The sequence below is a fragment of the Phenylobacterium sp. LjRoot97 genome (assembly GCF_964254345.1).
In the GTDB taxonomy this organism is placed as follows: domain Bacteria; phylum Pseudomonadota; class Alphaproteobacteria; order Caulobacterales; family Caulobacteraceae; genus Phenylobacterium.
Window position 1 is genome coordinate 68,205 of the sequence record NZ_CAXUTH020000001.1, and the last position, 22,388, is coordinate 90,592.

25 protein-coding genes are annotated in these 22,388 nt (G+C 69.4%); 9 read left to right on the forward strand and 16 right to left on the reverse strand.

Translation table 11 applies throughout. From position 1 onward, the window contains the following. Positions 1 to 11: 11 nt before the first annotated feature. The 7 genes from ACSQ2H_RS00360 to timA all read right to left on the reverse strand — a co-directional run bounded on the left by ACSQ2H_RS00360 (position 12) and on the right by timA (position 4,835). Entirely contained in the window at positions 12 to 170 is a 159-nt protein-coding gene (locus ACSQ2H_RS00360; protein ID WP_436059508.1) for a hypothetical protein, read from the reverse strand. Then, the gene (locus ACSQ2H_RS00365) at positions 163 to 762 is read right to left on the reverse strand and encodes a LysR family substrate-binding domain-containing protein (protein ID WP_436059509.1); all 600 of its coding nucleotides are present in this window, start codon (positions 760 to 762) and stop codon (positions 163 to 165) included. Before ACSQ2H_RS00365 ends, ACSQ2H_RS00360 begins: the two co-directional genes overlap by 8 nt. Before the next feature lie 3 nt (positions 763 to 765). Then, entirely contained in the window at positions 766 to 1,191 is a 426-nt protein-coding gene (locus tag ACSQ2H_RS00370; RefSeq protein WP_436059510.1) for a hypothetical protein, read from the reverse strand. A gap of 120 nt (positions 1,192 to 1,311) precedes the next feature. Then, positions 1,312 to 2,274 carry a Tim44 domain-containing protein gene (locus tag ACSQ2H_RS00375; RefSeq protein ID WP_436059511.1) on the reverse strand — a complete coding sequence of 321 codons (963 nt, stop codon included), beginning with the start codon at positions 2,272 to 2,274 and terminating at the stop codon, positions 1,312 to 1,314. 82 nt (positions 2,275 to 2,356) lie between these two features. Next, a complete protein-coding gene (locus ACSQ2H_RS00380) occupies positions 2,357 to 2,899 on the reverse strand; it encodes a Smr/MutS family protein (protein ID WP_436059512.1) in 543 nt (180 codons plus the stop codon). Continuing rightward, positions 2,896 to 4,047 carry an MltA domain-containing protein gene (locus ACSQ2H_RS00385; RefSeq protein ID WP_436059513.1) on the reverse strand — a complete coding sequence of 384 codons (1,152 nt, stop codon included), beginning with the start codon at positions 4,045 to 4,047 and terminating at the stop codon, positions 2,896 to 2,898. The genes ACSQ2H_RS00380 and ACSQ2H_RS00385 overlap by 4 nt, the downstream gene beginning before the upstream one ends. Positions 4,048 to 4,223: 176 nt before the next feature. Then, positions 4,224 to 4,835 (reverse strand): TIM44-related membrane protein TimA, encoded by a 612-nt coding sequence (gene timA / locus ACSQ2H_RS00390; protein ID WP_436059514.1) that lies wholly within the window; start codon positions 4,833 to 4,835, stop codon positions 4,224 to 4,226. A gap of 151 nt (positions 4,836 to 4,986) precedes the next feature. On the opposite strand from timA, the gene secB reads away from it, so the two are divergent. After that, positions 4,987 to 5,484: a protein-export chaperone SecB gene (gene secB / locus ACSQ2H_RS00395; RefSeq protein WP_293407491.1), complete on the forward strand. Its 498-nt coding sequence runs from the start codon at positions 4,987 to 4,989 to the stop codon at positions 5,482 to 5,484. A 51-nt stretch (positions 5,485 to 5,535) separates the two neighbouring features. Here the strand turns inward: secB and cml are convergent, their stop codons facing one another. Then, complete coding sequence (cml, locus tag ACSQ2H_RS00400) at positions 5,536 to 6,732, reverse strand: CmlA/FloR family chloramphenicol efflux MFS transporter (RefSeq protein WP_436059515.1); 1,197 nt, start codon at positions 6,730 to 6,732, stop codon at positions 5,536 to 5,538. Between the two features lie 266 nt (positions 6,733 to 6,998). On the opposite strand from cml, the gene ACSQ2H_RS00405 reads away from it, so the two are divergent. Then, a complete protein-coding gene (locus ACSQ2H_RS00405) occupies positions 6,999 to 8,024 on the forward strand; it encodes a mechanosensitive ion channel family protein (protein ID WP_436059516.1) in 1,026 nt (341 codons plus the stop codon). Here ACSQ2H_RS00405 and ACSQ2H_RS00410 read toward each other — a convergent pair. After that, the gene (locus ACSQ2H_RS00410) at positions 8,021 to 8,719 is read right to left on the reverse strand and encodes a class I SAM-dependent methyltransferase (protein WP_436059517.1); all 699 of its coding nucleotides are present in this window, start codon (positions 8,717 to 8,719) and stop codon (positions 8,021 to 8,023) included. The two genes, ACSQ2H_RS00405 and ACSQ2H_RS00410, sit on opposite strands and share 4 nt — an antisense overlap. A 332-nt stretch (positions 8,720 to 9,051) precedes the next feature. Here ACSQ2H_RS00410 and ACSQ2H_RS00415 point away from each other — a divergent pair, with 332 nt between their 5' ends. Then, positions 9,052 to 9,915, forward strand: a complete 864-nt coding sequence (locus ACSQ2H_RS00415; protein ID WP_436059518.1) for a cation diffusion facilitator family transporter — start codon at positions 9,052 to 9,054, stop codon at positions 9,913 to 9,915. 10 nt (positions 9,916 to 9,925) lie between these two features. Here ACSQ2H_RS00415 and dnaQ read toward each other — a convergent pair whose 3' ends face one another. The 5 genes from dnaQ to ACSQ2H_RS00440 all read right to left on the reverse strand — a co-directional run bounded on the left by dnaQ (position 9,926) and on the right by ACSQ2H_RS00440 (position 13,781). Next, entirely contained in the window at positions 9,926 to 10,633 is a 708-nt protein-coding gene (gene dnaQ, locus ACSQ2H_RS00420) for a DNA polymerase III subunit epsilon (RefSeq protein WP_436059519.1), read from the reverse strand. Positions 10,634 to 10,746: 113 nt separating this feature from the next. Beyond that, positions 10,747 to 11,373 (reverse strand): dephospho-CoA kinase, encoded by a 627-nt coding sequence (gene coaE, locus ACSQ2H_RS00425; protein WP_436063518.1) that lies wholly within the window; start codon positions 11,371 to 11,373, stop codon positions 10,747 to 10,749. Between the two features lie 133 nt (positions 11,374 to 11,506). After that, positions 11,507 to 12,349, reverse strand: a complete 843-nt coding sequence (gene aroE / locus ACSQ2H_RS00430) for a shikimate dehydrogenase (RefSeq protein WP_436059520.1) — start codon at positions 12,347 to 12,349, stop codon at positions 11,507 to 11,509. Continuing rightward, a complete protein-coding gene (locus tag ACSQ2H_RS00435) occupies positions 12,346 to 12,942 on the reverse strand; it encodes a Maf family protein (protein ID WP_436059521.1) in 597 nt (198 codons plus the stop codon). Before ACSQ2H_RS00435 ends, aroE begins: the two co-directional genes overlap by 4 nt. Beyond that, positions 12,942 to 13,781, reverse strand: coding sequence for a pyruvate, water dikinase regulatory protein (locus tag ACSQ2H_RS00440; protein WP_267230979.1), 840 nt, complete (start codon positions 13,779 to 13,781; stop codon positions 12,942 to 12,944). The genes ACSQ2H_RS00435 and ACSQ2H_RS00440 overlap by 1 nt, the downstream gene beginning before the upstream one ends. 513 nt (positions 13,782 to 14,294) lie before the next feature. Between ACSQ2H_RS00440 and hemE the strand changes: the two genes are divergently transcribed. The 4 genes from hemE to rho all read left to right on the forward strand — a co-directional run bounded on the left by hemE (position 14,295) and on the right by rho (position 18,625). Beyond that, positions 14,295 to 15,326, forward strand: a complete 1,032-nt coding sequence (gene hemE / locus ACSQ2H_RS00445; RefSeq protein WP_436059522.1) for a uroporphyrinogen decarboxylase — start codon at positions 14,295 to 14,297, stop codon at positions 15,324 to 15,326. After that, positions 15,323 to 16,351: a ferrochelatase gene (gene hemH, locus ACSQ2H_RS00450; protein WP_436059523.1), complete on the forward strand. Its 1,029-nt coding sequence runs from the start codon at positions 15,323 to 15,325 to the stop codon at positions 16,349 to 16,351. Before hemE ends, hemH begins: the two co-directional genes overlap by 4 nt. A 12-nt stretch (positions 16,352 to 16,363) precedes the next feature. Continuing rightward, positions 16,364 to 16,825, forward strand: a complete 462-nt coding sequence (locus tag ACSQ2H_RS00455; protein ID WP_436059524.1) for a CopD family protein — start codon at positions 16,364 to 16,366, stop codon at positions 16,823 to 16,825. 369 nt (positions 16,826 to 17,194) lie between these two features. Next, a complete protein-coding gene (gene rho, locus ACSQ2H_RS00460) occupies positions 17,195 to 18,625 on the forward strand; it encodes a transcription termination factor Rho (protein ID WP_436059525.1) in 1,431 nt (476 codons plus the stop codon). Between the two features lie 249 nt (positions 18,626 to 18,874). On the opposite strand, the gene ACSQ2H_RS00465 is transcribed toward rho, so the two are convergent. Then, positions 18,875 to 19,846, reverse strand: coding sequence for a quinone oxidoreductase family protein (locus ACSQ2H_RS00465; protein ID WP_436059526.1), 972 nt, complete (start codon positions 19,844 to 19,846; stop codon positions 18,875 to 18,877). Positions 19,847 to 19,856: 10 nt separating this feature from the next. Further along, positions 19,857 to 20,552, reverse strand: coding sequence for a dienelactone hydrolase family protein (locus tag ACSQ2H_RS00470; protein ID WP_436059527.1), 696 nt, complete (start codon positions 20,550 to 20,552; stop codon positions 19,857 to 19,859). 193 nt (positions 20,553 to 20,745) lie between these two features. Here ACSQ2H_RS00470 and ACSQ2H_RS00475 point away from each other — a divergent pair, with 193 nt between their 5' ends. Together ACSQ2H_RS00475 and mnmE are read left to right on the forward strand one after the other, a co-directional pair. Beyond that, positions 20,746 to 20,997, forward strand: coding sequence for a DUF6489 family protein (locus ACSQ2H_RS00475; protein ID WP_436059528.1), 252 nt, complete (start codon positions 20,746 to 20,748; stop codon positions 20,995 to 20,997). Next, the gene (mnmE, locus tag ACSQ2H_RS00480; protein WP_436059529.1) at positions 20,994 to 22,328 is read left to right on the forward strand and encodes a tRNA uridine-5-carboxymethylaminomethyl(34) synthesis GTPase MnmE; all 1,335 of its coding nucleotides are present in this window, start codon (positions 20,994 to 20,996) and stop codon (positions 22,326 to 22,328) included. The genes ACSQ2H_RS00475 and mnmE overlap by 4 nt, the downstream gene beginning before the upstream one ends. Positions 22,329 to 22,388: the final 60 nt, after the last annotated feature.

The window sequence follows — 22,388 nt, forward strand, 5'->3', positions numbered from 1 at the left end:
CTCCAGCCCATTTAACGGGTGAGCGGCGCAACCGCTCCCATCGTCGCCGGCGCGGCGGGGTCGGCGGCCACGGCCACGACCAGCGCGCCGATCAGCAGCACCAGCATCGCCGCCGCGCCGAGGCCCGTCGCCAGGTCCGTCCGCTCGGGTCGGCGCCGAACCCTACGCACGGCCGGCCTCCAGGAACTGCCGCAACGCAGGGCGCTCATTCGCCGGCGCCCAGAAGCCGCAATAGGTCAGCCAGCCGGCTTCGCTCTCCAGGGGCCGGGCGCAGACGCCCGGATAGGCGGCGCCGAGCGACGAGGCGCCGGCCAGCGTCACCCCGAACCCCAGCGCCGTCAGGTCCAGCAGGTTGTCGCGCTGGACCGCGTAGTGGACGAAGTTCGGCGCCCCGCCCAGCGCGCGGACGATCGCCCGCTGCAAGGCCCGGTCGCCGGCGCCTCTTCCCGCCATCAGCAGCCGCTCATCGCGCAGCTCGCCGGGCGAGACGGCGTTGGCGGCGGCCAACGGCGAGCTCTCGGCCATGAACGCCAGGAGCGGCTCGGACCACAGCGGCGTCGAGCGCCAGCCCGGCGCGCCGGCCTCGTGCAGCGCGACCGCCAGATCGACGCCGCCGCCAGCCAGCCGGGCGGCGACGTCCTCGTCGTCCAGGTCCTCGATCACGACCTCAACCTCGGGGGCTTGGTCGCGAAACGCTGCGACCCGCCGTCTCAACGGCCCCCAGTTCAGCGGGCAGGCGACGCCCAGAGCCAGGCGCTCCATGGCTCAGGCCGCCCGTTGCAGCGGGGACGCGCGGCGCGCCACCAGCACGTCGCGGTGAACGCCCGGCAGCCGGCGCACCAGGTCGAAGCCATGGCGGTGGAAGATCCGCGCCGCGGCCGCGCCGCCGACGCTGGGCCGGGTCTGGACGATCACCACGCCGCCCGGCTGCACGTGCGGGCCGGCGTCGAGCAGGCCCTCCAGCCACTCGCCGCTGGCGGTGTGGGCGGCCAGCAGGGCGTCGGCCTCGCCGGCGGGGGCGCGCACGCCGGCCTGTAGGCAGCCGACGTTCTCGTAGCCGCGCCGGCACAGCCAGAGCAGGGCGGGCAGGGCGCCGGGTCCGGTCACCCGGATGGCGCTGCCGGCGTCGAGGCCGGCTTCGATGAGCAGTTGGGAAAGGCCGATGGTCGGCCGGGGGAACGCCGCGGACATGGTCGCCTCATTGACGCGGCCGGCGGATGAGCCGGCCTGGCGTCAAATCTGGCGCAAAGTCCCGTCAGGGTTCGATGGCGGATGACGGCGCGCCGCATAAGCGCGCCGTCAAGATCAGCCTCAGGCTTCCTGGATCGCCGACAGCTTCCAGCCCTCGTTGGGATGGCGCACGAAGGTCCAGAGTTCGGTGGTCTCGGTCGGGCGATCGGCGTCGCCCTCGACGACCGCGCCGGTCTGGCGGTCGACCATCACGTCGACGCTCGTATAGCGCAGGGCGGCGGTGGCGTAGTCGACCGGGCCCTCGCGCCAGGCTTCGGCGACGTCGCCTTCCAGCATTTTCACGTCGCGGACCTCGTTGCGGCGGCCGGCGGTGGCGTTCTGGCCCAGTTCCTCGGCCAGGTAGCCCATGATCTCCGGCGTCGTGCGCTCGCGGATCGCGGCGTAGTCCTCGCGGCCGAAAGCTTCCTGGATTTCGCGCAGCAGCTTTTCGAAGGTCTCGCGGTCAGCGCCGGTCACCGCGAAGTCCTGGCCGAGATCGGCCGGCGGCGCATAGCTCTGCGGCGCGGCGGCCGGCTGCGCCGGCTGCTGCATCTCGAAGGGCGAGCGGAAGGCCGCGTTGTTGCTGGCCGCCGCGGCCTGAGCCGGCTTGCGGCGCGAGGCGAAGAAGCGGAACGCCAGCATCGCCACCAGGGCGATCGCCGCGATCTGCAGCAGGCCGCCCAGCATTCCGGCCATGCCGGCGCCGAAACCATGGCCCAGCAGCAGGCCGATCAGGCCGCCCAGCATCAGGCCGCGGACCAGCGGATTGCCGAACAGGCCGGGCTTCGGCGCGGCGGCCGGATTGGCGGCGTTCGGACGGGCCGGCGCCGTGGTCGGCGCGCCCGGCTGGCGCTCGGTCATCGAACGCTGCACCGGCGCGGTCTGGGTCGGCGAGGTCTGGGTGGGCGGCGCCGCCTGGTGGGTGCGGGCCCCGCGGCTGCCGAAGCTGCCTCCGCGACGGGCGTCCGCCTCGGTCACGAGCGCCAGCCCCATGGCCAGCGACAGGCCGCTGACGGCGAAGATCTTCGGAAGTCGGGAGGTCAAAACAGCGTTTCCTTTGTAATTATCCGCGCGCATATCGTGCGCCGGGCTCAGGATTTCCAGGGGCCATACGCAGTTGTGACCGCTAGGCCCTCGGCTTGCGCTTCAGCGCCACATAGAGCGCGCCCTCGCCGCCGTGCCGGCGGTGGGCTTCCGAGATGCCGGCCACCACCCCGCGCAGGGCCATGCCGCCCAGCCATTCGGGCGCGCGGCGGCGCAGCACGCCGTCGCCCAGCGTCCCCTTGCCGGTGATCACCAGCACCGCGCGATAGCCCTCGTCCCAGGCCCGCAGCACGAACGCCTCCAGCGCCGCCTTGGCGCGCTGCTGGTCCATGCCGTGCAGGTCGATGCGCGCGCCGATCGGCTCGCGCTCCTTGGCGATCCGGTGCTTGCGGCGCGGCTCGATGCCCTCCGTCTCGCCGCGCAACGGCGCGCGCAGGGGCGGCATGATTTCGGACAGCGGCAGGCGGGCGGCCGGATCGATCACCCGGCCCTTGGCCTTCAGTTCCGGGATCGCCGGCTCGGCCCGCGGCGGCGCAGGCGTCGCCGGACGGCCCGGATGCGGGTGGACGGTGGCCGCCACCATCGCCCAGAGCTTCTGCTCGTCAGGGCGGATGGGCCGTTTCATCGATAGGGGCCGACCTTCGGGACCAGACGGTGCATGCGCAGAGTATGGCGCACACGGCCGGCCTCGGCGCCAGCCTGCGAACCGATGCCGAGATAGAGGTCGGCGCGAACCGGCCCCTTGATCGCGCCGCCGGCGTCCAGCGCCATCACCGTGCGGCGATAGGCCGGGAAGGCGCCCGACAGGGTCGGGGCGACGCCCTCGATGAAGTAGAGCCCGCCCAGGGCGTTGAGCCCGGTGTCCACGGCGATCGAGCGGCCGGGCGGCAGCGGGATGCCGGCCGCGCCCACCGGCTGGCGGCCGTCGTCGGCGGCCAGGGTGAAGAATACGTAGCGCGGGTTCAGCCGCATGATCTCGTCGGCGCGCGGGCCGCGGTTGTCGGCCAGCCAGCTTCGGATCGCCTCGCCGGAGGTGTTGTTGGCGGCCAGCAGCCCGCGGTCGCGCATCGGATTGGCGATCCCCTGGAACGTCTTGCCGTTGGTGGCGGCGAACACCGCCTTGGCGCGGCGGCCGCTCTCGAAGGTCAGCACCCCCGAGCCCTGGATCTGCAGGAAGAACAGGTCCTCGGGCCGCATCCAGGCCAGCACCGGCCCGGCGCTGGCCTTTTCGATCTCGGCGCGGTCCGGATAGGGGCCGAGCTGGCCGCCATTGCCGCGCTTCTGCGCCGACTTGCCGCCGACGCCGGTGCCGACCAGGTCCTCGGGCTTGGGCCGCACCGGGGCCGAGAACTCGACGCTCGGCCGCTCGCGCGCCTCGTATTCGGGTGAGAAGTAGGCGGTCAGCACGCCGTCGCCGACCAGCAGTTCGGGCCGGAAGTTCTCTTCCAGGAAGCTGCGCGCCTGCGATCCGTCCAGCGGCCCGACGGCCCGCGCCCGGCGGCAGATCTCGCCCAGCGCCGGATCGCGCGACACGCCGCAGGTGGTGCGGAACGCCTCATAGCCGGCGGTGTGATCGTCCTGCGCCCAGCCGGGCACCTCGGCGAAGCTCTCGGGCCGGCCGGCCGGCGGCGTCGGCTGCGGCGGCTGGGTCGGGGTCGGCCGCGGCGGCTGCGGGCCGGGGCCCGGCGCCGGCGGCTTGGGCGTGGCGCACGCCGCGACCAAGAGGGTCAGCAGCAGGGCCGGAACAAGACGGCTTGCATGTCGGATGTTCAAGGTCGCCCCCAGCGCTGTCGTCGAAGTCGCGGCGATCGGCCCGCCGCCCGCTCGAACCGAAGGGACGAGCGCCCGGCGCACGTCATGCGCCAGCTCCCCTTCATAGTCCTGCGTTGAGGGCGGGAAAACGGCGTAAGGGTTAACAAACCCTTGCCGCCGTTCGGTTTTCGCTCTGCTTAAGCTTCGGCGGCGGCCACGTTGACGAGCAGCCAGTTGGGGTCGCGGCTCTTCAGATTGCGCTCGAAGGTCCACAGTTCGGCGGTGCGCTTGTCGTCCACGCCTTCGCCTTCCGGGCCCTTGGTGCGGCTGCGGAATTCGGCCAGGAAGCGGACCGTGATCTGCGCCGCGTCGCCGTGCAGGTCGGCGCGTTCCATGTCGGCGCGCGGCGGGTGCAGGAACTCGACGGACTCGCTGCGGCCCTGGGCCTCGCGCTCGTCGATCGCGCTCTCGAAACTGGCCAGCACATTGGGGGCCAGCAGATTGCGCAGGGTTTCGCGGTCGCCGCCGGCGAAGGCGCGCACCACCATCTCGTAGGCGCCCTTGGCCCCGCCGAGGAAGCGCGACAGGTCGAACGAGGGGTCGCGATGCTTGATCGCCGGCAGGCCGGTCAGGTCGACGCCGTCGTCGATCTGGTCCATCGCCGGCGCCTGGCGCGCGCCCGGCGCCACCGAGTCCGCCGCAGGCGTGTCCTCAGGCTGACGGCCGACGCGCCGACCCAGCACGGCATAGAGCTGGTACAGCACCACAGCGGCCAGACCGGCGAAAATGATCAGTTCGAGGACTTGCAATTCTTCAGGCTCACGAGACGAACGTAATCTTCAATATAGGACAGCGTAACGCCCACGTCAGGGGCGACGTTGCCATGGCATAGGGCGCATGATAGCAGCCCAGGCCACAACAGGACGTGAATGCGCGTCCACCAACCGGATTTTCCCGAATATGACCGATACCGACGCCGCCGGCCCCGAGACCAACGGTGCGGGCGCCCCCGAGCCCGGCATCCGCATCCTCGCCCAGTTCATCCGCGACCTGTCGTTCGAAAATCCCCGCGCGCCGGAGACCCTCCGCGCCCAGAACGCCACCCAGCCGCAGATCGAAATGGGCGTCGAAATGAACGCCCGCGGCCGCGAGGACGGTCTGTTCGAAGTCGACCTGAAGCTGTCGGCCCGCGCCGAGCGCGAAGACGGCCCGGTGTTCCACGTCGAGCTGCTCTATGGCGGCGTGTTCCAGATTTCGGGCGTCAGCCAGGAAGACCTCGAGCCGGTCCTGCTGGTCGAGTGCCCGCGCTTCATGTTCCCGTTCGCCCGCCAGATCATCGCGTCGGTGACCTCGGACGGCGGCTTCCCGCCCTTCATGCTCGACCCGATCGACTTCGCCGGCGTCTACGCCGCGCGCAAGGCCCAGGGCCTGGGCGGCGAGACCATCGGCAACGCCTAAGGCGACGATCTTGCAGGGGGACGGCTCGCGCCATCCCCCTCGCAGGCCGATCTAGGCCGGGCGCCGCGGCGGCTTGGCGATGAGCAGCCCCAAGACCAGCAACGCCATCGCGGCCGCGAACGCCGCCAGCGGCCAGGCCGTGTCGCCGTCCAGCCAGACCACCGCGGCCGTGCCCAGTACGCCGACGATCACGCTTTCGATCGCGAAGTAGAGCGCCACCGCCGTCCCGGCCGCGCCGCCGAACGCCGCCAGCGCCCCGTTGGCGCAGACCGCGACGGCCAGCACCATCCCGACGGCCATCACCCACATCGGCGCCAGCAGCGTCCAGACCGACGGCTCGGCCCAGACCTGGCCGGCCGCCAGCAGCACGGCTCCGGCGATCAGCAAGCCCATGCCGCGCGCCAGGCTTCCGGCCGTTCCCCAGCGCGCGACGGCTCGTCCCACAAACCGCGAGGTGACGATCATCACCCCCGCCGCCGAGGCGAAGGCGAGGCTGAAGGCCAGCTGCGAGAGACCGGCCTGGCCGATCAGGATTCGCGGCGCGGTCGAGAAGAACACGAAGAACGCGCCCATCGCGGCGCTGAACCCGAGCGTATAGGTCCAGAAATCGTAGCTGCGCAGGATCGCCGCGAGCGACGGGCGGTCGCCGGAACCGACCGCTGGCCGCGTCTCAGGCCAGCGGCGGACGGCGTGGATGGCGGCCCCCGCCATCAGCCCGGCCAGGACGAGAAAGATCGCCCGCCACCCGAACCCGTGGGCGATCAGCGCGCCGGCGATCGGCCCCAGCGCCGGCACGAACGACAGGATCGCGCCGAGCAGGCCGTAGATGCTCGCGGCTTCAGGCCGCTCGGCATAGACGTCGCGCACCGTGGCGAAGGTCGCGACCAGGGCCGCCGAAGCGCCCGCCGCCTGCAACACCCGCCAGGCGACGAACGCCGGCCCGGCGTCGGCCAGGGCCAGGCCCAGGCTTGCGCCGACGAACAGCCCCGCCCCGCCCAGCAGCACCGGGCGGCGGCCCAGCCGATCCGACAGCGGCCCGAAGGCGACTTGGCCCAGGCCGAGCACGGCCATGTAGAGACTGAGGGTCAGTTGGACGACGGCCGGCGTCGTCGAAAGCTGGCCGGGCATGTCGGGAACGACCGGCAGGTAGATGTCCATGGCCAGCGAGGCGAGGACGTCGAACGGCGCCAGCAGCATCAGCGCGGCGGGAAGGGAATAGTCCCAGGGTCTGGCTTTGGAACCAGGCATGACTTTGCATCCACTCAAATCGGGAGATTGGCGGCAGTCAGCCTTGGCTCTGGAGCTGGGGTGTCGACCGCCGCAACAACGAGGGGTGTTGTTGCGGCCTACCTGCTTGCGGACTCGGTCATGGGTCCCGTCCCGGTTCGAGGAAGCTCCTAGCTAGGCGGTGGTCAGGCCCGGCGCAAGCGCCGCCGGCGAGCCCAGGGTTTCGCCGAATGTTCAGTCCGAAGCTTCTGCGCCTTCATCGGGCCTCCTCGATGCGGGAGCGCAAGATGGCCTCAAATCCTTCCCTCGCCACGATCCACCACTGGCTGGCTTCCGGAGCCTGGCTGCATTTCGCCGGGCGCGTGCTGGTCGCGGTGCTCATCGTCGCCGTCGCCTATGCTCTCGTTCGGCTGATGCGAGCCGGGCTCGACCGCGTGCGCCAGCGCGCCAAGCTTGGTTCGCCGCTGATCTACATCTTCGAGCAGGTCGCCGGTTATGCGCTGCTGGTGGTCGGCCTGCTGGCGGGCCTGGCCACCCTCGGGCTCAACCTCAGCTCCTTCACGATCTTCGCCGGCGCCACCGGGGTCGGGGTCGGCCTGGGGCTGCAGGGCGTGGTCAAGGAGTTCGTCGCCGGCCTGGTGCTGATCTTCGACCCGTCCATCCAGGTCGGCGACTTCGTCGAGCTCGAAAGCGGACTGCGCGGCGAAATCGTCGAGATCGGCGCCCGCGCCACCCGGCTGCGCACCAACGACGCGGTCAATGTGGTGATCCCCAACTCGAAGCTGATGCAGAGCGAGGTGGTCAACTGGACCTACAACGAGGAATCCCGCCGCATCCACGTCGCCTTCTCCGTCACCGAGCTGGCCGACAAGGCCCTGGTGCGCGACGTGGTGCTGGCGGCGGCGCGGGCGCTGCCGTTCACCTTGCCGGACGCCGACCACCGCAAGACCCAGGTGTGGCTGACCGGCTTCGGCGGCGACGGCCTCGACTTCGAACTCATCGTCTGGCCGACGCTGGAATCCTCGCGCCATCCCTCGTCCATGCACGCCGCCTACACCTGGGCGGTCCACGAGGCGTTGCTGGCGGCCGGGGTCGACAACGCTTCGCCGCAGATGGACGTGCGGCTGCGCAACCTCTTCGGCCGCGAGGGAGACCACGCGCTGCGCGCGCTCAACCTCTCGCCCACGCCGCAGCCCGCCGACACGCGGCGGGTGCGCGCGCCGAACGACGCCGCCGCCGCGGTGTTCGACGACGCCGTCCGCGACAGCCGCGCCCGCGCCGCCGAGCCCCGCCAGCGCGAGAAGCAGCTCTAGGCCTCCGGCCGCTGCGCCAGGAAGGTCCCGTACACTCCGTCCTGCACCTGCTCGACGATCAGATAGCCGGCGTCGGTCAGCATCCGCTCGACCGCCCAGGCGAAGGTCGAATACTCCTCGCGGATGTGGCAGGCGCCCTCGGCCCGCGAATAGCCGGTGTTCTCGCTGAGCCAGACGATCCAGTCCTCGGCCGCCTGGGCCAGTTCGCCCGGCGGCGCGGCGAACATCACGTCGCGCAGATAGAGCCGGCCGCCCGGCTTCAGCGCCGTGAAGATCCGCATCAGCGCCATGGCCTTCCAGAAATCGGGCAGGTGGTGCAGGGCGTTCCTGGCGGTGACCAGGTCGAAGCTCGCCGGCGCGGCGTCGAACGACAGGAAGCCGGCGCGCTGGAAGCTGAGATTGTCCAGGCCGTCGGCCCGGGACTTCGCCGCCGCCAGCATCGCCGCCGACACGTCGATCGCGACCACCGAGCGGCACATGCGCGCTGCTTCCCGCGCCAGAATGCCGGTGCCGCAGCCGATGTCGGCCATGGTCATGTGCGGCGCGAGGCCGAGGTCGATCAGTAATGCGCGGTCGCGCTCGGCCGAGCCGCCCTGGCGCGCGTCATAGGTGGCGACCTCGTGCTCGTCCTCGAAATCGAGGCCGACGTGGCGGGCGTCGTCGTACCACCAGTCGTATGTCGGTCGGGTCTGCATGTCTTTCTCCATCGGGTGCGGATGGAGAGCGCGCCGATCCATCCGCAAGTTTGCGGGGATCGGTGGCGCGGAAGGTCTAGGCGCGCGTCCTCGTCCCCGGATCGGGGGCGGTTACGGACGAGAGCAGGGCGCGCACGAAGCTCATGGGCTCAGGCTATGGCGTAACATCGGTCTTCGACAAGCGCTTCGTTCTCGACGCCGGCCCGCCGATGGGTTTTCCTGGCCTGGGTTGAGCCTTCAGGTGCGCTTGCCGCATGACGCCGTCGTCGACCACGCCACGTCCTTCCGGCCCACATCCTTCGGCCAGGGAAGAGCGGCTGCTCGCGACCTCGATGGCCACCACGATCGTCTTCGCCGTCGCCAGCATCGGCTTCGGGCTCTGGCTGGGGTCGAAGTCGGTGACCTTCGATGGGTTCTACGACCTGATCGACGCGGCGATGACCGCCATCGCCCTGCTGACCGTGCGGCTGATCGCGCGTGGCGACGACCGCCGGTTCCAGTACGGCTACTGGCACCTGGAGCCGATGCTGGCCCTGCTCAACGGGCTCGTGCTCAGCTTCGCCTGCGTCTACGCCTTTCTCGACGGACTCAACGGCCTGCTGGCCGGCGGCCGCTACGTGCAGTTCGGCCTTGGCGCGGTCTATGCCGGGCTCAGCAGCGTGCTCAGCTTCGGCATGTTCGCTTATGTGCGCAGCTCGGCCCGCCATCTGAGCTCCCAGATGCTCGACGTCGATTCCCGCTCCTGGCTCATGGGCGGCGTGCTCAGCGCCGGACTTTGCCTCAGCTTCCTGATCGGCAAGGCGCTGACCGGCAGCGGCGCAGAGTGGATGACGCCCTATGTCGATCCGATGATCCTGGTGATTGTCGCGGTCTGCCTGGTCCCGTTCCCGGCCCTGACCCTATGGCGGGCCAGCCAGGACATCCTGATGATCGCCCCGAGCGCGCTCGATCAGCAGGTCCAGGAACTCGCCGCTGAAGTCGCCGCCCGCTACGGCTTTTCCAGCTACAGCTCCCACGTGGTTCGCTCGGGCCGTCAGCAGTTCATCGAGATCGGCTTCGTCGCCCCGACCGGCCAGACGACCATGAGCTTCGACCAGCTCGACACCATCCGCCGCGAAATCGCCCTGGCGATGGGCGGGCTCAATCCCGGCTACTGGCTCACCGTCGACTTCACGGCCGACGAACGGTGGATCTGAGGCTTCGGACTTAGAGCCCGAACTTGCCCCAGAGCTCGTCGCTCTTCACGACCTCGCGCACGAACTTGGCGTGCAGCTCGCGCTCGGCGTCGGTCGAGCGGAAGGGCAGGGGGCGCGGGCGCGCGCCATAGGCGGCGGCCTTGGCGACCGCGACGGCGTGGGCGGCCATTTCGCGGGTGGTCAGCTCCAGCGTCAGGGCGCGGCCGCCCTTCAACTCGAGATAGACCGCGGCCAGCAGCCGGGCGTCGATGAGCGCCCCGTGCTTCTCGCGCTCGGAGAGCGAGATCTTGAAGCGCTTGCAGAGCGCGTCGAGGGAGTTGTGCATGCCCGGGAAGCGCTTGCGCGCCAGGGCCAGGGTGTCGATCCAGCGCTCTTCGGGAATGCCGGCGAGGCCGAGACCCTCCAGCTCGTAGTTCACGAAGGTGCGGTCGAAGGTGGCGTTGTGGGCGATGATCGGGGCGTCGCCGACGAAGTCCAGGAAGTCCTGGTGGATCTCCTTGTCGCGGAACTTCGGCTTGCCGCGCAGGAAGTTCGCCGACAGCCCGTGCACCTTCTCGGCCTCGGGCGGCATGTCGCGCTCCGGGTCGATATAGACGTGGAAGCTGCGTCCGGTCGGCAGGTAATCCTCGATCTCGAGGCAGGCCAGTTCGACCAGCTTGTGGCCGAGGTGCGGCTCGAAGCCGGTGGTTTCGGTGTCGAGAACGATCTCACGCGCCATGCGAACTACTTCGGCTGCTTCGTGCCGAGCTTCAACCCGGCGCCTTGTCGCGAGGACCCTTTAGCTTTGGACGACTTCGGCCAAACCGTTGAAAAGGGTCCTTCTACGAAGGATCAGGGCGCGGTCTTGCGCGCGCTCTGCGGACGTCGCTGCGGATCGCGCATGACGGCGATGATCTCGGTCACCATTTCGCGGGCCGGTTCCAGGCCGCGGCCGGTGTCGACGATGAAGTGGGCGCGGGCCCGCTTCTCGGCGTCATGCATCTGGCGCGACAGAATGGCGTCCAGGCGCTCGGCGGTCATGCCCGGCCGGGCCAGCACCCGTTCGCGCTGCTGGCTCTCGGGGGCGGAGACCACCACCACCGCGTCCATGTTGGCGTGGCCGCCGGTCTCGTAGAGCAGCGGGATGTCCAGCACGACCATGTCGGCCTGGGCGTCCTCGGCCGCCTTGAAGAAATGCACCCGGTCGGCGCCGACCAGCGGATGGACCACCGAGTTCAGCTTGGCCATCGCCTCGTCGTTCCCCAGCACCCGTTGGCGCAGGGCCTCGCGGTCGACGGCGCCGTCCTTGGTCACGCCCGGAAACGCCGCCTCCAGCGGCGCGACCGCCGCGCCGCCCTTTTCATAAAGGTCGGCCACCGCCGCGTCGGCGTCATAGACCGGGATGCCCGCCTCGCGGAACATCTTGGCGGTCGTGGACTTGCCCATGCCGATGGAGCCGGTCAGGCCGATGATGAGCATGGTCGCCCCTCCAACTCTGTTCGTCATGGCCGGCCTCTTGTGCCGGCCACCCATAGACTCCGTGTCTCGGGCTTGCGTGCAGGTTTCGTGCTTATGGATCGCCGGGACAAGCCCGGCGATGCCGAACCTGGGGTCACAGCCCCAACGCCTTGATCGCCAGGCTCCGCACGTCGACATCGCCCGGCGGCGGCTGACCGTAGAAATACTCGAAACTCGGGACTGCCTGGCCGATCAGCATGGCGAGCCCGTCGACCGTCCGCCGGCCCAGCCCCTCGGCCTGCGCCAGGAACGGGGTCTTCAGCGGCTTGTAGACCATGTCCATGATCACCGCGCTCGCCGGGGTCGCCTCCAGCGGAACCTCGAGCGCTGCGGATCCCGACAGTCCGGCCGAGGTGGCGTTGACCACCGCGATCACGCCGTCGAACGCGGCGGCCGCCTCGCTGAGCGGCAGCGCCTTGGCGCCCAGCGGCTGGGCGATCTCCTGCGCCTTGGCCAGGGTGCGGTTGACGATGCGGACCTCCGGGCAGCCGGCCTCGACAAAGGCGGCCGCCGCGCCGCGGGCCGCACCGCCAGCGCCCAGGATCGCCACCGGCCCTGATGCGGGATCAAAGCCCGGCGCCTGCTCGGCGAACGCGCGCAGCATGCCAAGCCCGTCGGTGTTGTCGGCGAAGATCGTGCCGTCCTCGCGGAACACCAGCACGTTGGCGGCGTCGGCGCTCCGCGCCCGGAAGCTGACCTCGTCGGCCAGGGCCAGCGCCTCGCCCTTGAACGGCAAGGTGACGTTGAGGCCGGCCACCGTGCCGCCGCGCAGGGACTCGGCGAAGGCGGTGAACCGGCCCGGCTCGGTGGAGAACGGCGCATAGACCCCGTCGATCCCCGCCGCCGCCAGCCAGGCGTTGTGCAGGATCGGGCTCATCGAGTGGGCGATCGGCCGGCCGACCACGCCGGCGACCCTGGTCGCGCCGGAGATGCTCATGGGGTCAGCACGCCATGGCGCCGGAAAAGGTCCAGCAGGCCCATCAGCGGCAGGCCGAGGATCGCGAAATAGTCGCCTTCGATCTTCGAGAACAGCTGCGCGCCGGGCCCTTCCAGCCGATAGCAGCCGACCGACCCCAGCATCTCCTCGCCCTCGAGCGCCAGGTACTCGTCCAGGAACGCGTCCGAGAAGTCGCGCATGGTCAGGGTCGCCGAGACGATCTCGCGCCAGATCGGCGCGCCGTCCTTGGCCACCACCACCGCCGAGTGCAGCTTGTGCGGCTTGCCGCGCATGGTCGCCAGCCGCTCGCGCGCGGCCTCCAGGCTCTCAGCCTTGTCGTAGAGCTTGCCCTCGAACTCCAGGGTCTGGTCCGAGCCGATCACGAAGCCGGCCCGGCCGGCGGAGATCTTCACGGCCTTGATCTCGGCCAGGGCGTCGGCGACGTCGCGCGGGCTCGCGCCCTGCGCCAGCATCGAGGTCTTGACCGCGTCCTCGTCGACGCCGGCCACCGCCACCTCGAACGGCACGCCGGCCCCGGTCAGCACCGCGCGGCGGGCGGCGCTCTTCGAGGCCAGAATGATCGCGTTGCTCATCAGCCCAGCACCTCGACCTGGCCATGGCCGCCGTGCAGCAGGTTCAGCACCGCTGCGGCGGTTTCCTCGACGCTGCGCCGGGTGACGTCGATCACCGGCCAGCCCTGGCGCTCATAGAGCCGCCGGGCCTTCACCGTCTCCTCGCGCACCGCCTCGATGTCGATATAGCTGCTTTCCCGATCTTCCTTGAGGCTCAGCAGCCGGTTGCGGCGGATCTGGATCAGCCGGTCGGGCGAGATCGTCAAACCGACCACCAAGGTGTTCTTCAGGTCGAACAGCTTCTCCGGCGGCGGCCGGGTCGGCACCAACGGCACGTTCGCCGCCCGCACCCCGCGGTGGGCCAGGTAGATGCAGGTCGGGGTCTTCGAGGTCCGCGAGACGCCGACCAGCACCACGTCGGCCTGCTCCAGGTCCTGGCCGCCCTGGCCGTCGTCATGGCCGATCGCGTAGTTCAGCGCGTCCATGCGGTTGAAATAGTCGTTGTCCAGCGCGTGCTGCACGCCGACCCGCCGGCTGATCGAGGCGCCCAGATAGCGCTGCAGCGAGGAGACCAGCGGGTCGAGCGCGGCGATGCACGGCATGTCCAGCCGCCGCACGCCTTCTTCCAGCGCCGTGCGCAGCTGGTCGTCGACGATGGTGTGGATCACCACGCCCGGCGCTTCCTCGATGTCGGTCAGCGCCCGCTCCAGCTGCCGCGGCGAGCGCACCAGCGCGTAGATGTGCTCGATCGGCAGCACGTTCTCGAACCGGGCGCACACCGCCCGCGCCATCGCGTTCAGCGTCTCGCCGGTGGAGTCCGAGACCAGGTGGACGTGGAAGTAAGTCGCAAAGCGGGTCATGGAGCCTTTGCCGGCGCGTAAAGGGGAATCTGCAGGGCGGGGATCGCAAAGCTGGGGACGAAAGAGTCGAAACCTTCTTAACGAAGCCGGACCGTTTTGGGGAAGAGTCGCCGCGCCGTCGGCCGACATGTGCACGGACGGGAAAACCCCCCGGGTTTGCGCCCGTCTCGTCCACGGCTCCGTTGGTTAAAAAAGAATGAACAGGGTGGGTTTCCAGGACGGTTTTGATGACTCCCGTTCGTCATCGTTAACTCCCTGTTAACCCTTTAACGAAAGGTAAACGCCAGTTGGGGTTTAGCGGTTTTCCCCGTGACTCACAGGTATGGCTTAACCATGTTGGAAAGTGCGCGATCGCCTTGTTGAAAAGGGGTTGGCGCGGTATGGCCGGACGAAGTTGTCCCCACTTCTCCAAGGGCCAACCTCTAACTCCACTTCCTATTTAAGAATCTTAGATATGAAGAAGAAGGGCAGGCGGGGTTGAGCCTTTCGTCCGAAGTCGGTTTAACGACGGCCATGTCGGAAAGTTCAAAACCGCGCCTCCTGCGGGCGCTCGCGGGCGAAACCCTCGATCGGCCGCCGGTCTGGTTCATGCGCCAGGCGGGCCGCTCCCTGCCGGAATACCGCGAGCTGCGGACCCGGGCCGGGGACTTCATCGCCTTCTGCCACAATCCGGAAATGGCCGCCGAGGCGACGCTGCAGCCGATGCGCCGCTTCCCGCTGGACGCGGCCATCGTGTTCGCCGACATCCTGCTGATCCCGCGGGCGCTGGGCCAGGACGTCTGGTTCGAGGCCGGCGAAGGCCCGCGGCTCGGCGAACTGCCGCCGATCGAAGCCCTGGCCGACCAGATCGAGGCCTCCACCGGCCGGCTGTCGGCGATCGGGGAAACCCTGAGCCGCGTCCGCGCCGAGCTCGAGCCGGAACGGGCCCTGATCGGCTTCGCCGGCGCGCCCTGGACCGTCGCCACCTACATGATCGAGGGCCGCGGCTCGCAGCGCGAAGCCGCCCGCGCTTTCGCCTACCAGAACCCCGAGAAGCTCGACGCCCTGCTGGACGTGCTGGTCGAGTCGACCGCCCGCTACCTGGTCATGCAGGCCAAGAGCGGCGCCCAGGTGCTGAAGCTGTTCGAGAGCTGGGCGGAAAGCCTGTCGGAGGACATGTTCGAACGCATCGTCATCCGCCCGCACACCGCGATCATCGAGAAGGTCCGCGCCGCGGGGATCGACACGCCGTTCATCGGCTTCCCGCGCGGGGCCGGCGCCCAAGTCGCCACCTACGCCGCCAAGGTACCGGTCCAGGCCGTCGCCCTCGACACCCAGGCGACCGCCGTGCTCGGCCAACAGATCCAGGCCGGCGGCAAGACCATCCAGGGCGCGCTCGACAACCTGCTGCTGCGCGCCGGCGGCCCAGCCCTCGATGCGCGGGTCGACGCCCTGATCGAGCAGTGGAACGGCGGCCCCTACATCTTCAATCTCGGCCACGGGGTGATGCCCGACACGCCGATCGAGCACATCGATCGCACGATCCGCAGGGTGACAGGCAAATGACCAAGCTGGCCGTCGTCCTCTTCAACCTCGGAGGACCTGACGGCCCCGAGGCGGTGAAACCGTTCCTCACCAACCTGTTCAGCGACCCGGCGATCATCACCCTGCCGGGGATCGTCCGCCTGCCGCTGGCCCGGATGATCGCGTCCGGCCGCGAGGAAACCGCCAAGGCCAACTACGCGATCATGGGCGGCGCCTCGCCGCTGCTGCCCGAGACGCGCCGCCAGGCCGACGCCCTGCAGGCCGCCCTGGCCGCGGCGCGGCCGGATCTGGAGATCCGGGTCTTCATCTCCATGCGCTACTGGAAGCCGTTCGCCGACGAGACGGCGCGCGAAGTCGCCGCCTTCGGTCCGGACGAGCTGGTGCTGCTGCCGCTCTATCCGCAGTTCTCGACCACGACGAGCGCCTCGTCGTTGAAGGACTGGGCCCGCGCCTACCGCGGCCCAGGCGCCAGCCACGCGGTCTGCTGCTATCCGACCGCCCAGGGCCTGGTCGAAGCCCATGCCCGCGCGATCAGCCAGACCTGGCTGAAGGCGGGCCGGCCGGACAATGTGCGGCTGCTGTTCTCGGCCCACGGGCTGCCGGAAAAGATCATCCAGGCCGGCGATCCCTACCAGGCCCAGGTCGAGGCCACCGCCCAGGCCGTCGCCGCCCTGCTGCCGGAGCTCCCGGACTGGAGCGTCTGCTACCAGAGCCGGGTCGGCCGGTTGAAATGGATCGGCCCCTCCACCGACGACGCGATCCGCCAGGCCGCGGCCGACGGCAAGGGCGTGCTGGTCAGCCCGATCGCCTTCGTCTCTGAGCACGTCGAGACGCTGGTCGAGCTCGACCACGAGTACGCGGAGCTGGCCCGGACCCTCGGCTGCGCGCCCTATCTGCGCGCCCCGACCCCGACCGTGGACGGCGCATTGATCGATGCCCTGGCGGCCGGGACCCTGGAAGCGCTAGAGCGCGGGGCGACGCCGGCGCCGTTCGGGACGTGGCGCTGTCCGTCCGCCTATGGCAAATGCGCCTGTAGAGTCGGCTAGGGGGAGCCTGCGATGAACCATTTCGACCTGCTGCGCGGCCTGCACATCATCGCGGTGATCGCCTGGATGTCCGGCATGATGTACCTGCCGCGGCTCTACGCCTACCACACCGAGACCGCGCCTCCGGGCAGCGAGTTCGACAAGCACTTCCTGGTCTGGGAGCGCAAGCTCCTGAAGATCATCATCAATCCGTCGATGATCATCGTCTGGGTGCTGGGCGTCAGCCTGATCCTCTACCACGTCTATGCGGTCGGCGAGGGCTGGGGCTTCCTGCTGCAGCCGTGGATGATCGTGAAGGTGGCCGCGGTGCTGTTCATCTCCGGCTGGCACGGCTTCCTGGCCGGCTCCTACAAGAAGTTCCTGGCCGGCCAGCGTCCGAAGTCGGCGAAGTTCTGGCGCGCCACCAATGAGCTGCCGTTCCTGGCCGCGGTGGTCGCCGTCCTCGCCGTCACCCTTCAATTCGGCCAGCGCTGATCCTACTTACGCATTGCGCCCCCTCTGGGGGAGCTCCCGGCCGAATGGCCGGGTGAGGGGGACGACGGCGTCAGCAGGCCCCCTCCGTCTCGCCTCACAGCGGTGAGCCGCCTCCCCCAAGGGTGGAGGAACGAGGAGCCCGCGATCCCAGGCCGCGCTTGACCCGCCGCCCGGCATGTGGTTCCGCTGACCGCACGTGGAGTCGCGCCGCGAAGCCACGCCCCGCCTTTTCCCGTGCGCCGCGCGCTGAACATCAGCCGCCGCGGCCCGGTCCTAGAAAAATTCATCGGCGCGCCCCCGCGCCATGTCCGATTCCCCCGGCGCCCGAAGTCCGTTCGGCCCCGCCGGGGACTATTTCAGAGTTATATCATGAGCGAAGACACCAACGCCCCGACCGAGGAAACCCCGGTCGAAGCCGCCGAGACCACTGAAACCCCGGTGCTGGAAAGCGCCCAGGTCGAGGCCGGCGCCGAAACCGAAGACGAAGACGACGAAGGCCCCTCGGAGGTCGCCCAGGCGATCGCCGCCATGGGCCTCACCCGCATGTCGCTCCAGGAGCTGAAGGACAAGTCGCCCGCCGACCTGCTGTCCTTCGCCGAGACCCTGGAGATCGAAAACGCGAACTCCATGCGCAAGCAGGACATGATGTTCGCGATCCTCAAGGCCCTGGCCGAGGAAGGCGTGCAGATCTCCGGCTCCGGCACGCTCGAGGTCGTCCAGGACGGCTTCGGCTATCTGCGCAGCCCGGAAGCCAACTACCTGTCCGGCCCGGACGACATCTATGTCAGCCCTTCGCAGATCCGGAAGTTCGGCCTGCGCACCGGCGACACCGTCGAGGGCGTCATCCGCTCGCCGCGCGAAGGCGAGCGCTATTTCGCCCTGGTCAGCGTCGAGCAGATCAATTTCGAGAACCCCGAGAACGTCCGCCACAAGGTCCTGTTCGACAACCTGACGCCGCTCTATCCGGATCAGCGTCTGAACATGGAAATCCAGGACCCGACCCTGAAGGACCGCACCGGCCGGGTCATCGACATCGTCGCCCCGCTCGGCAAGGGCCAGCGCTGCCTGATCACCGCCCCGCCGCGGGTCGGTAAGACGGTGATGCTGCAGAACATCGCCAAGTCGATCGAGACCAACCACCCCGAGTGCTATCTGATCGTCCTGCTGATCGACGAGCGCCCGGAAGAAGTGACCGACATGCGCCGCACCGTGCGGGGTGAAGTCGTCTCCTCGACCTTCGACGAACCGGCCACCCGCCACGTGCAGGTCGCCGAAATGGTCATCGAGAAGGCCAAGCGCCTGGTCGAGCACAAGCGCGACGTCGTCATCCTGCTGGACTCGGTCACCCGTCTCGGCCGCGCCTACAACACCGTGGTGCCGTCGTCCGGCAAGGTGCTGACCGGCGGTGTCGACGCCAACGCCCTGCAGCGCCCGAAGCGCTTCTTCGGCGCCGCCCGGAACATCGAAGAAGGCGGCTCGCTGACCATCATCGCCACCGCCCTGATCGACACCGGCAGCCGGATGGACGAAGTCATCTTCGAAGAGTTCAAGGGCACCGGTAACTCGGAAATCATTCTGGACCGCAAGGTCGCCGACAAGCGGATCTACCCCGCCGTCGACGTCATCAAGTCGGGCACCCGGAAGGAAGACCTCATCACGCCGAAGGAGCACCTGCAGAAGTCGTTCATCCTGCGCCGGATCATCACCCCGATGGGCGCCCAGGACGCGATCGAGTTCCTGCTCGACAAGCTCCGCCAGTCCAAGAACAACGACGACTTCTTCCAGTCGATGAACACCTAAGGCCTCCAGCCTTAGCCGACACGAAAAAGGGGCTCGCGGTGACGCGGGCCCCTTTGTTTTTCGCTAAGATCTTGATCTTAAACGTGTTTCACGTGGAACGCTCTTCCGTCGAACGCCCCTAATTGCTCCCCCGCTGGGGGAGCTGTCAGCCGACAGGCTGACTGAGGGGGTTTGCTGAGTCCGTAGCCCCCTCCGTCTCGATGCTGCGCATCGATCCACCTCCCCCAGAAGGGGAGGAACTGCCCTGCGTCACGGGATCAGCAAGCTCGCCCCGACCGTCTCGCGGCCTTCCAGCGCCTCATGCGCGCGTTGCGCTTCTTCCAGCTTGAACGTCTGGCCGATGTCGATCTTCACCGCGCCGGAGGCGATGACCCCGAACAGCGCGGCCGCGCTCTCGTCCAGCTCGGCCGTGGTGACCAGATAGTCGCCCATGGTCGGCCGGGTGAAGAACAGCGAGCCGGACTGCTGCAGCCGGGCCGGGGCGAACGGCGGGACCGGACCCGACGCATTGCCGAAGCTGACGAACAGCCCGCGCCGCGCCAGGCTCTTGAGCGTGCCTTCGAAGGTCGCGGCGCCCACGGAGTCGTAGGCGACCGGCACGCCGGCCCCGCCGGTGATCTCGCGGACCCGCGCGGCCACATCCTCGTCGCGATAGAGGATGACGTGGTCGGCGCCCAGCGAGGTCGCGCGCGCCGCCTTCTCCGCCGAGCCGGCGGTGGCGATCACGGTGGCGCCGATGTGCTTGGCCCACTGGACAAGGATGGAGCCGACGCCGCCGGCCGCGGCGTGCACCAGGATCGTCTCGCCCGCCTTCACCGGGTAGCAGCGGCGGATCAGGAACTCGGCGGTCATGCCCTTCAGCATGGCCGCGGCCCCGACCTGGGCGCTGACCCCGGCGGGCAGGGCGACGGCCCGATCGGCCGCCACCGCATGATATTCGGCATAGGCGCCGAGCGGCCCGGAGGCGTAGGCGATCAGGTCGCCGGCCTTGAAGCGGGTCACGCCGTCGCCGACCGCTTCCACCACCCCGGCGCCTTCCATGCCGAGCCGCGACGGCAGCTTCACCGGGTAGAGGCCCGAGCGATGGTAGGTGTCGATGAAGTTGATGCCGATCGCCTGCTGCTTGACCAGGACCTGGCCCGGTCCGGCGACCGGCGCCGGGATCTCGACGACGCCCAGGACCTCGGGGCCCCCGGTGGTTTCGAACTGGATGGCTTTCATGGCCGGGACCTTAGGCGAGGTGCTGTTGGAAGAAGGCGAGGGAGCGGCCGCCGGCCAGCTTGGCGTCGGCGTCGTCGTAGTGCTCGCCCCCCTGGCGGGCGAAGGCGTGGTCGCGGCCGGGATAGGTGAAGATCTCGACCTGCGGGTGGTTCTTCAGTTGCGCGAGGATCAGGGCCTGGGCCTCCTTCGGCACGAACTGATCTTCCTCGGCGATGTGCATCAGCAGCGGGTGGGCCTGCTTCTCGCTCTCGGCCAGGTGCTTCTCGATGCCGACGCCGTAGTAGGCGACCGAGGCGTCCGCGTCGGTACGGGTGGCGGTGAGATAGGCCAGCAGCCCGCCCAGGCAGAAGCCCACCGCGCCGACCTTGCCGTTGACCTCGGGCAGGGCCCGCACGTGGTCGATGGTGGCGGCGATGTCCTTCACCCCGGCGTCGACGTCGAACGCGTTGTAGAGCTCGAACGCCTTCTTCCACTCGGCCTCGGACTGGTCGGTGATGTCGATGCCGGGCTCGATCCGCCAGAACAGGTCCGGGCAAACCGCCAGGAAGCCGGCCGCCGCCAGCTCGTCGCAGACGCCGCGCATCACCGCGTTCACGCCGAAGATCTCTTGGATGACCACAATGGCCGGCGCCTTCGGATTGCTCGGTCGCGCCACATAGGCGGCGAACTGGCCGTCGTCGGTCTTGATGGTGGTGGTCTCACCCATCGGTAACTCCCGTCTGAATAGCTGTGCGGCGCCTATGCGCGGCGCCGCCGCATGTGGATACCGGTTCGCGCGCTCACCGCACGCTCACTTTTACGAGTAGCCTTGCCCAAGGGCAGGCTGGAGGTGGCGCCGTCGCCCGGGCTAGGCTCATAACAATGTGGTCAAGCATCACGTCGGCTGTAGAGTTATCCGAATGAAGATGACGATTGAAATCGACTGCTCGCCCCAGGAGGCGCGCGCCTTCCTCGGCCTGCCGGACGTGTCTGGTCTCAACGACAAACTCGTCGAAGAGATGCAGAAGCGCATGACCGCGAACATGGCCATGCTGTCGCCGGACGAGCTGATCAAGAACTGGACGGCGTTCGGGGTCGGGGCTCAGGAGCAGTTCCGCAACCTGATGAACGCCGCGGTTGATGTCGGCATGGGCGCCACGCGCTCCAAATGACCGACACCATTTTTGCGCCCGCCACCGCCGCCGGGCGATCGGCGGTCGCGGTCGTACGCCTGTCCGGCCCAGCGACCGGGGCGGCGCTGAAGGCCTTGGCCGGCAAGCTTCCCCGTCGGCGCGAGGCGGCGCTGCGGACCCTGCGGGACGGGCAGGGGCGGGCGATCGACCAGGCCCTGGTCCTGTGGTTCGAGGGGCCCTCCAGCTACACCGGCGAAGACGCCGCCGAATTTCACGTGCATGGCGGGCCGGCCGTGGTCGCCAACCTGCTTGAGGCGATCGCCGCCCAGGGGCTGCGCCTGGCCGAGCCGGGCGAGTTCACCCGCCGCGCGTTCGAGAACGGCAAGCTCGACCTGGCCCAGGCCGAGGGCGTCGCCGATCTGATCGAGGCCGAGACCGAGGCCCAACGCCGCCAGGCGCTCGACCAGCTGGGCGGGGCGCTCGGCCAGGCGCAGACCCGCTGGCGGGACGGCCTGATCGAAGCGCTGGCCATGTTCGAGGCTGCGGTCGACTTTCCAGATGAGGAGGTTCCGGCCGATGTCGCCGCCCGCGCCCGCCCGGCGCTGACGGCGTTGATCGGCGACCTGGAGCACGCCGTCGCCGACGTGAAACGCGGCGAGCGGGTTCGCGAGGGCTTTCGGATCGCGCTGGTCGGCGCGCCGAACGCGGGCAAGAGCACGATCCTCAACGCCCTGGCCGGTCGCGAAGCGGCGATCGTCACCGCCACGCCGGGCACAACCCGTGACGTGATCGAGGTGCCGATGCGGCTGGCCGGCTACAAGGCGCTGCTCGCCGACACCGCCGGCCTGCGCGACACCCACGACGAGATCGAGGCCGAGGGCGTGCGCCGAGCGCGGGCCTGGGCGGACGACGCCGACCTGCGGATCTGGGTGGTGGACGGGGCCAGCGACGCGGCCGCCACCGTGCCGGCCCTGCATCCGCACGACCTCTGCCTGATCAACAAGGCCGACCTCGGGCAGGGGGCCGAGACGGGCCATGCGCTGGTCGAGGCTCGGGCGCTCAATGTTGAGGTTGTTAGGCTCAGCGCCTGGAAACCTGACGATATCTCCTCGCTGGTGAGGGCCCTCGAACAGCGCGTCGTCGACGCCCTGGCGGGCGCCGAGTTGCCGACGGCGACGCGCCTGCGTCACCGGGAGCTGCTCTCCGAAGCGCTTGAGCGGCTCCATCGCGCCCTGGCGCTGGAGGACGATCTCGAACTCGCCGCCGAAGACGTACGGCTGGCCGGCCGCGCCCTGGACCGGATCACCGGCCGCATCGACCCTGAAGACGTGCTCGACCGGGTGTTCTCCAGCTTCTGCATCGGCAAGTAGCCGCTGTTTCACGTGAAACGCCGGCTCCCCTCCCGACTGTTTCACGTGAAACACCCATGC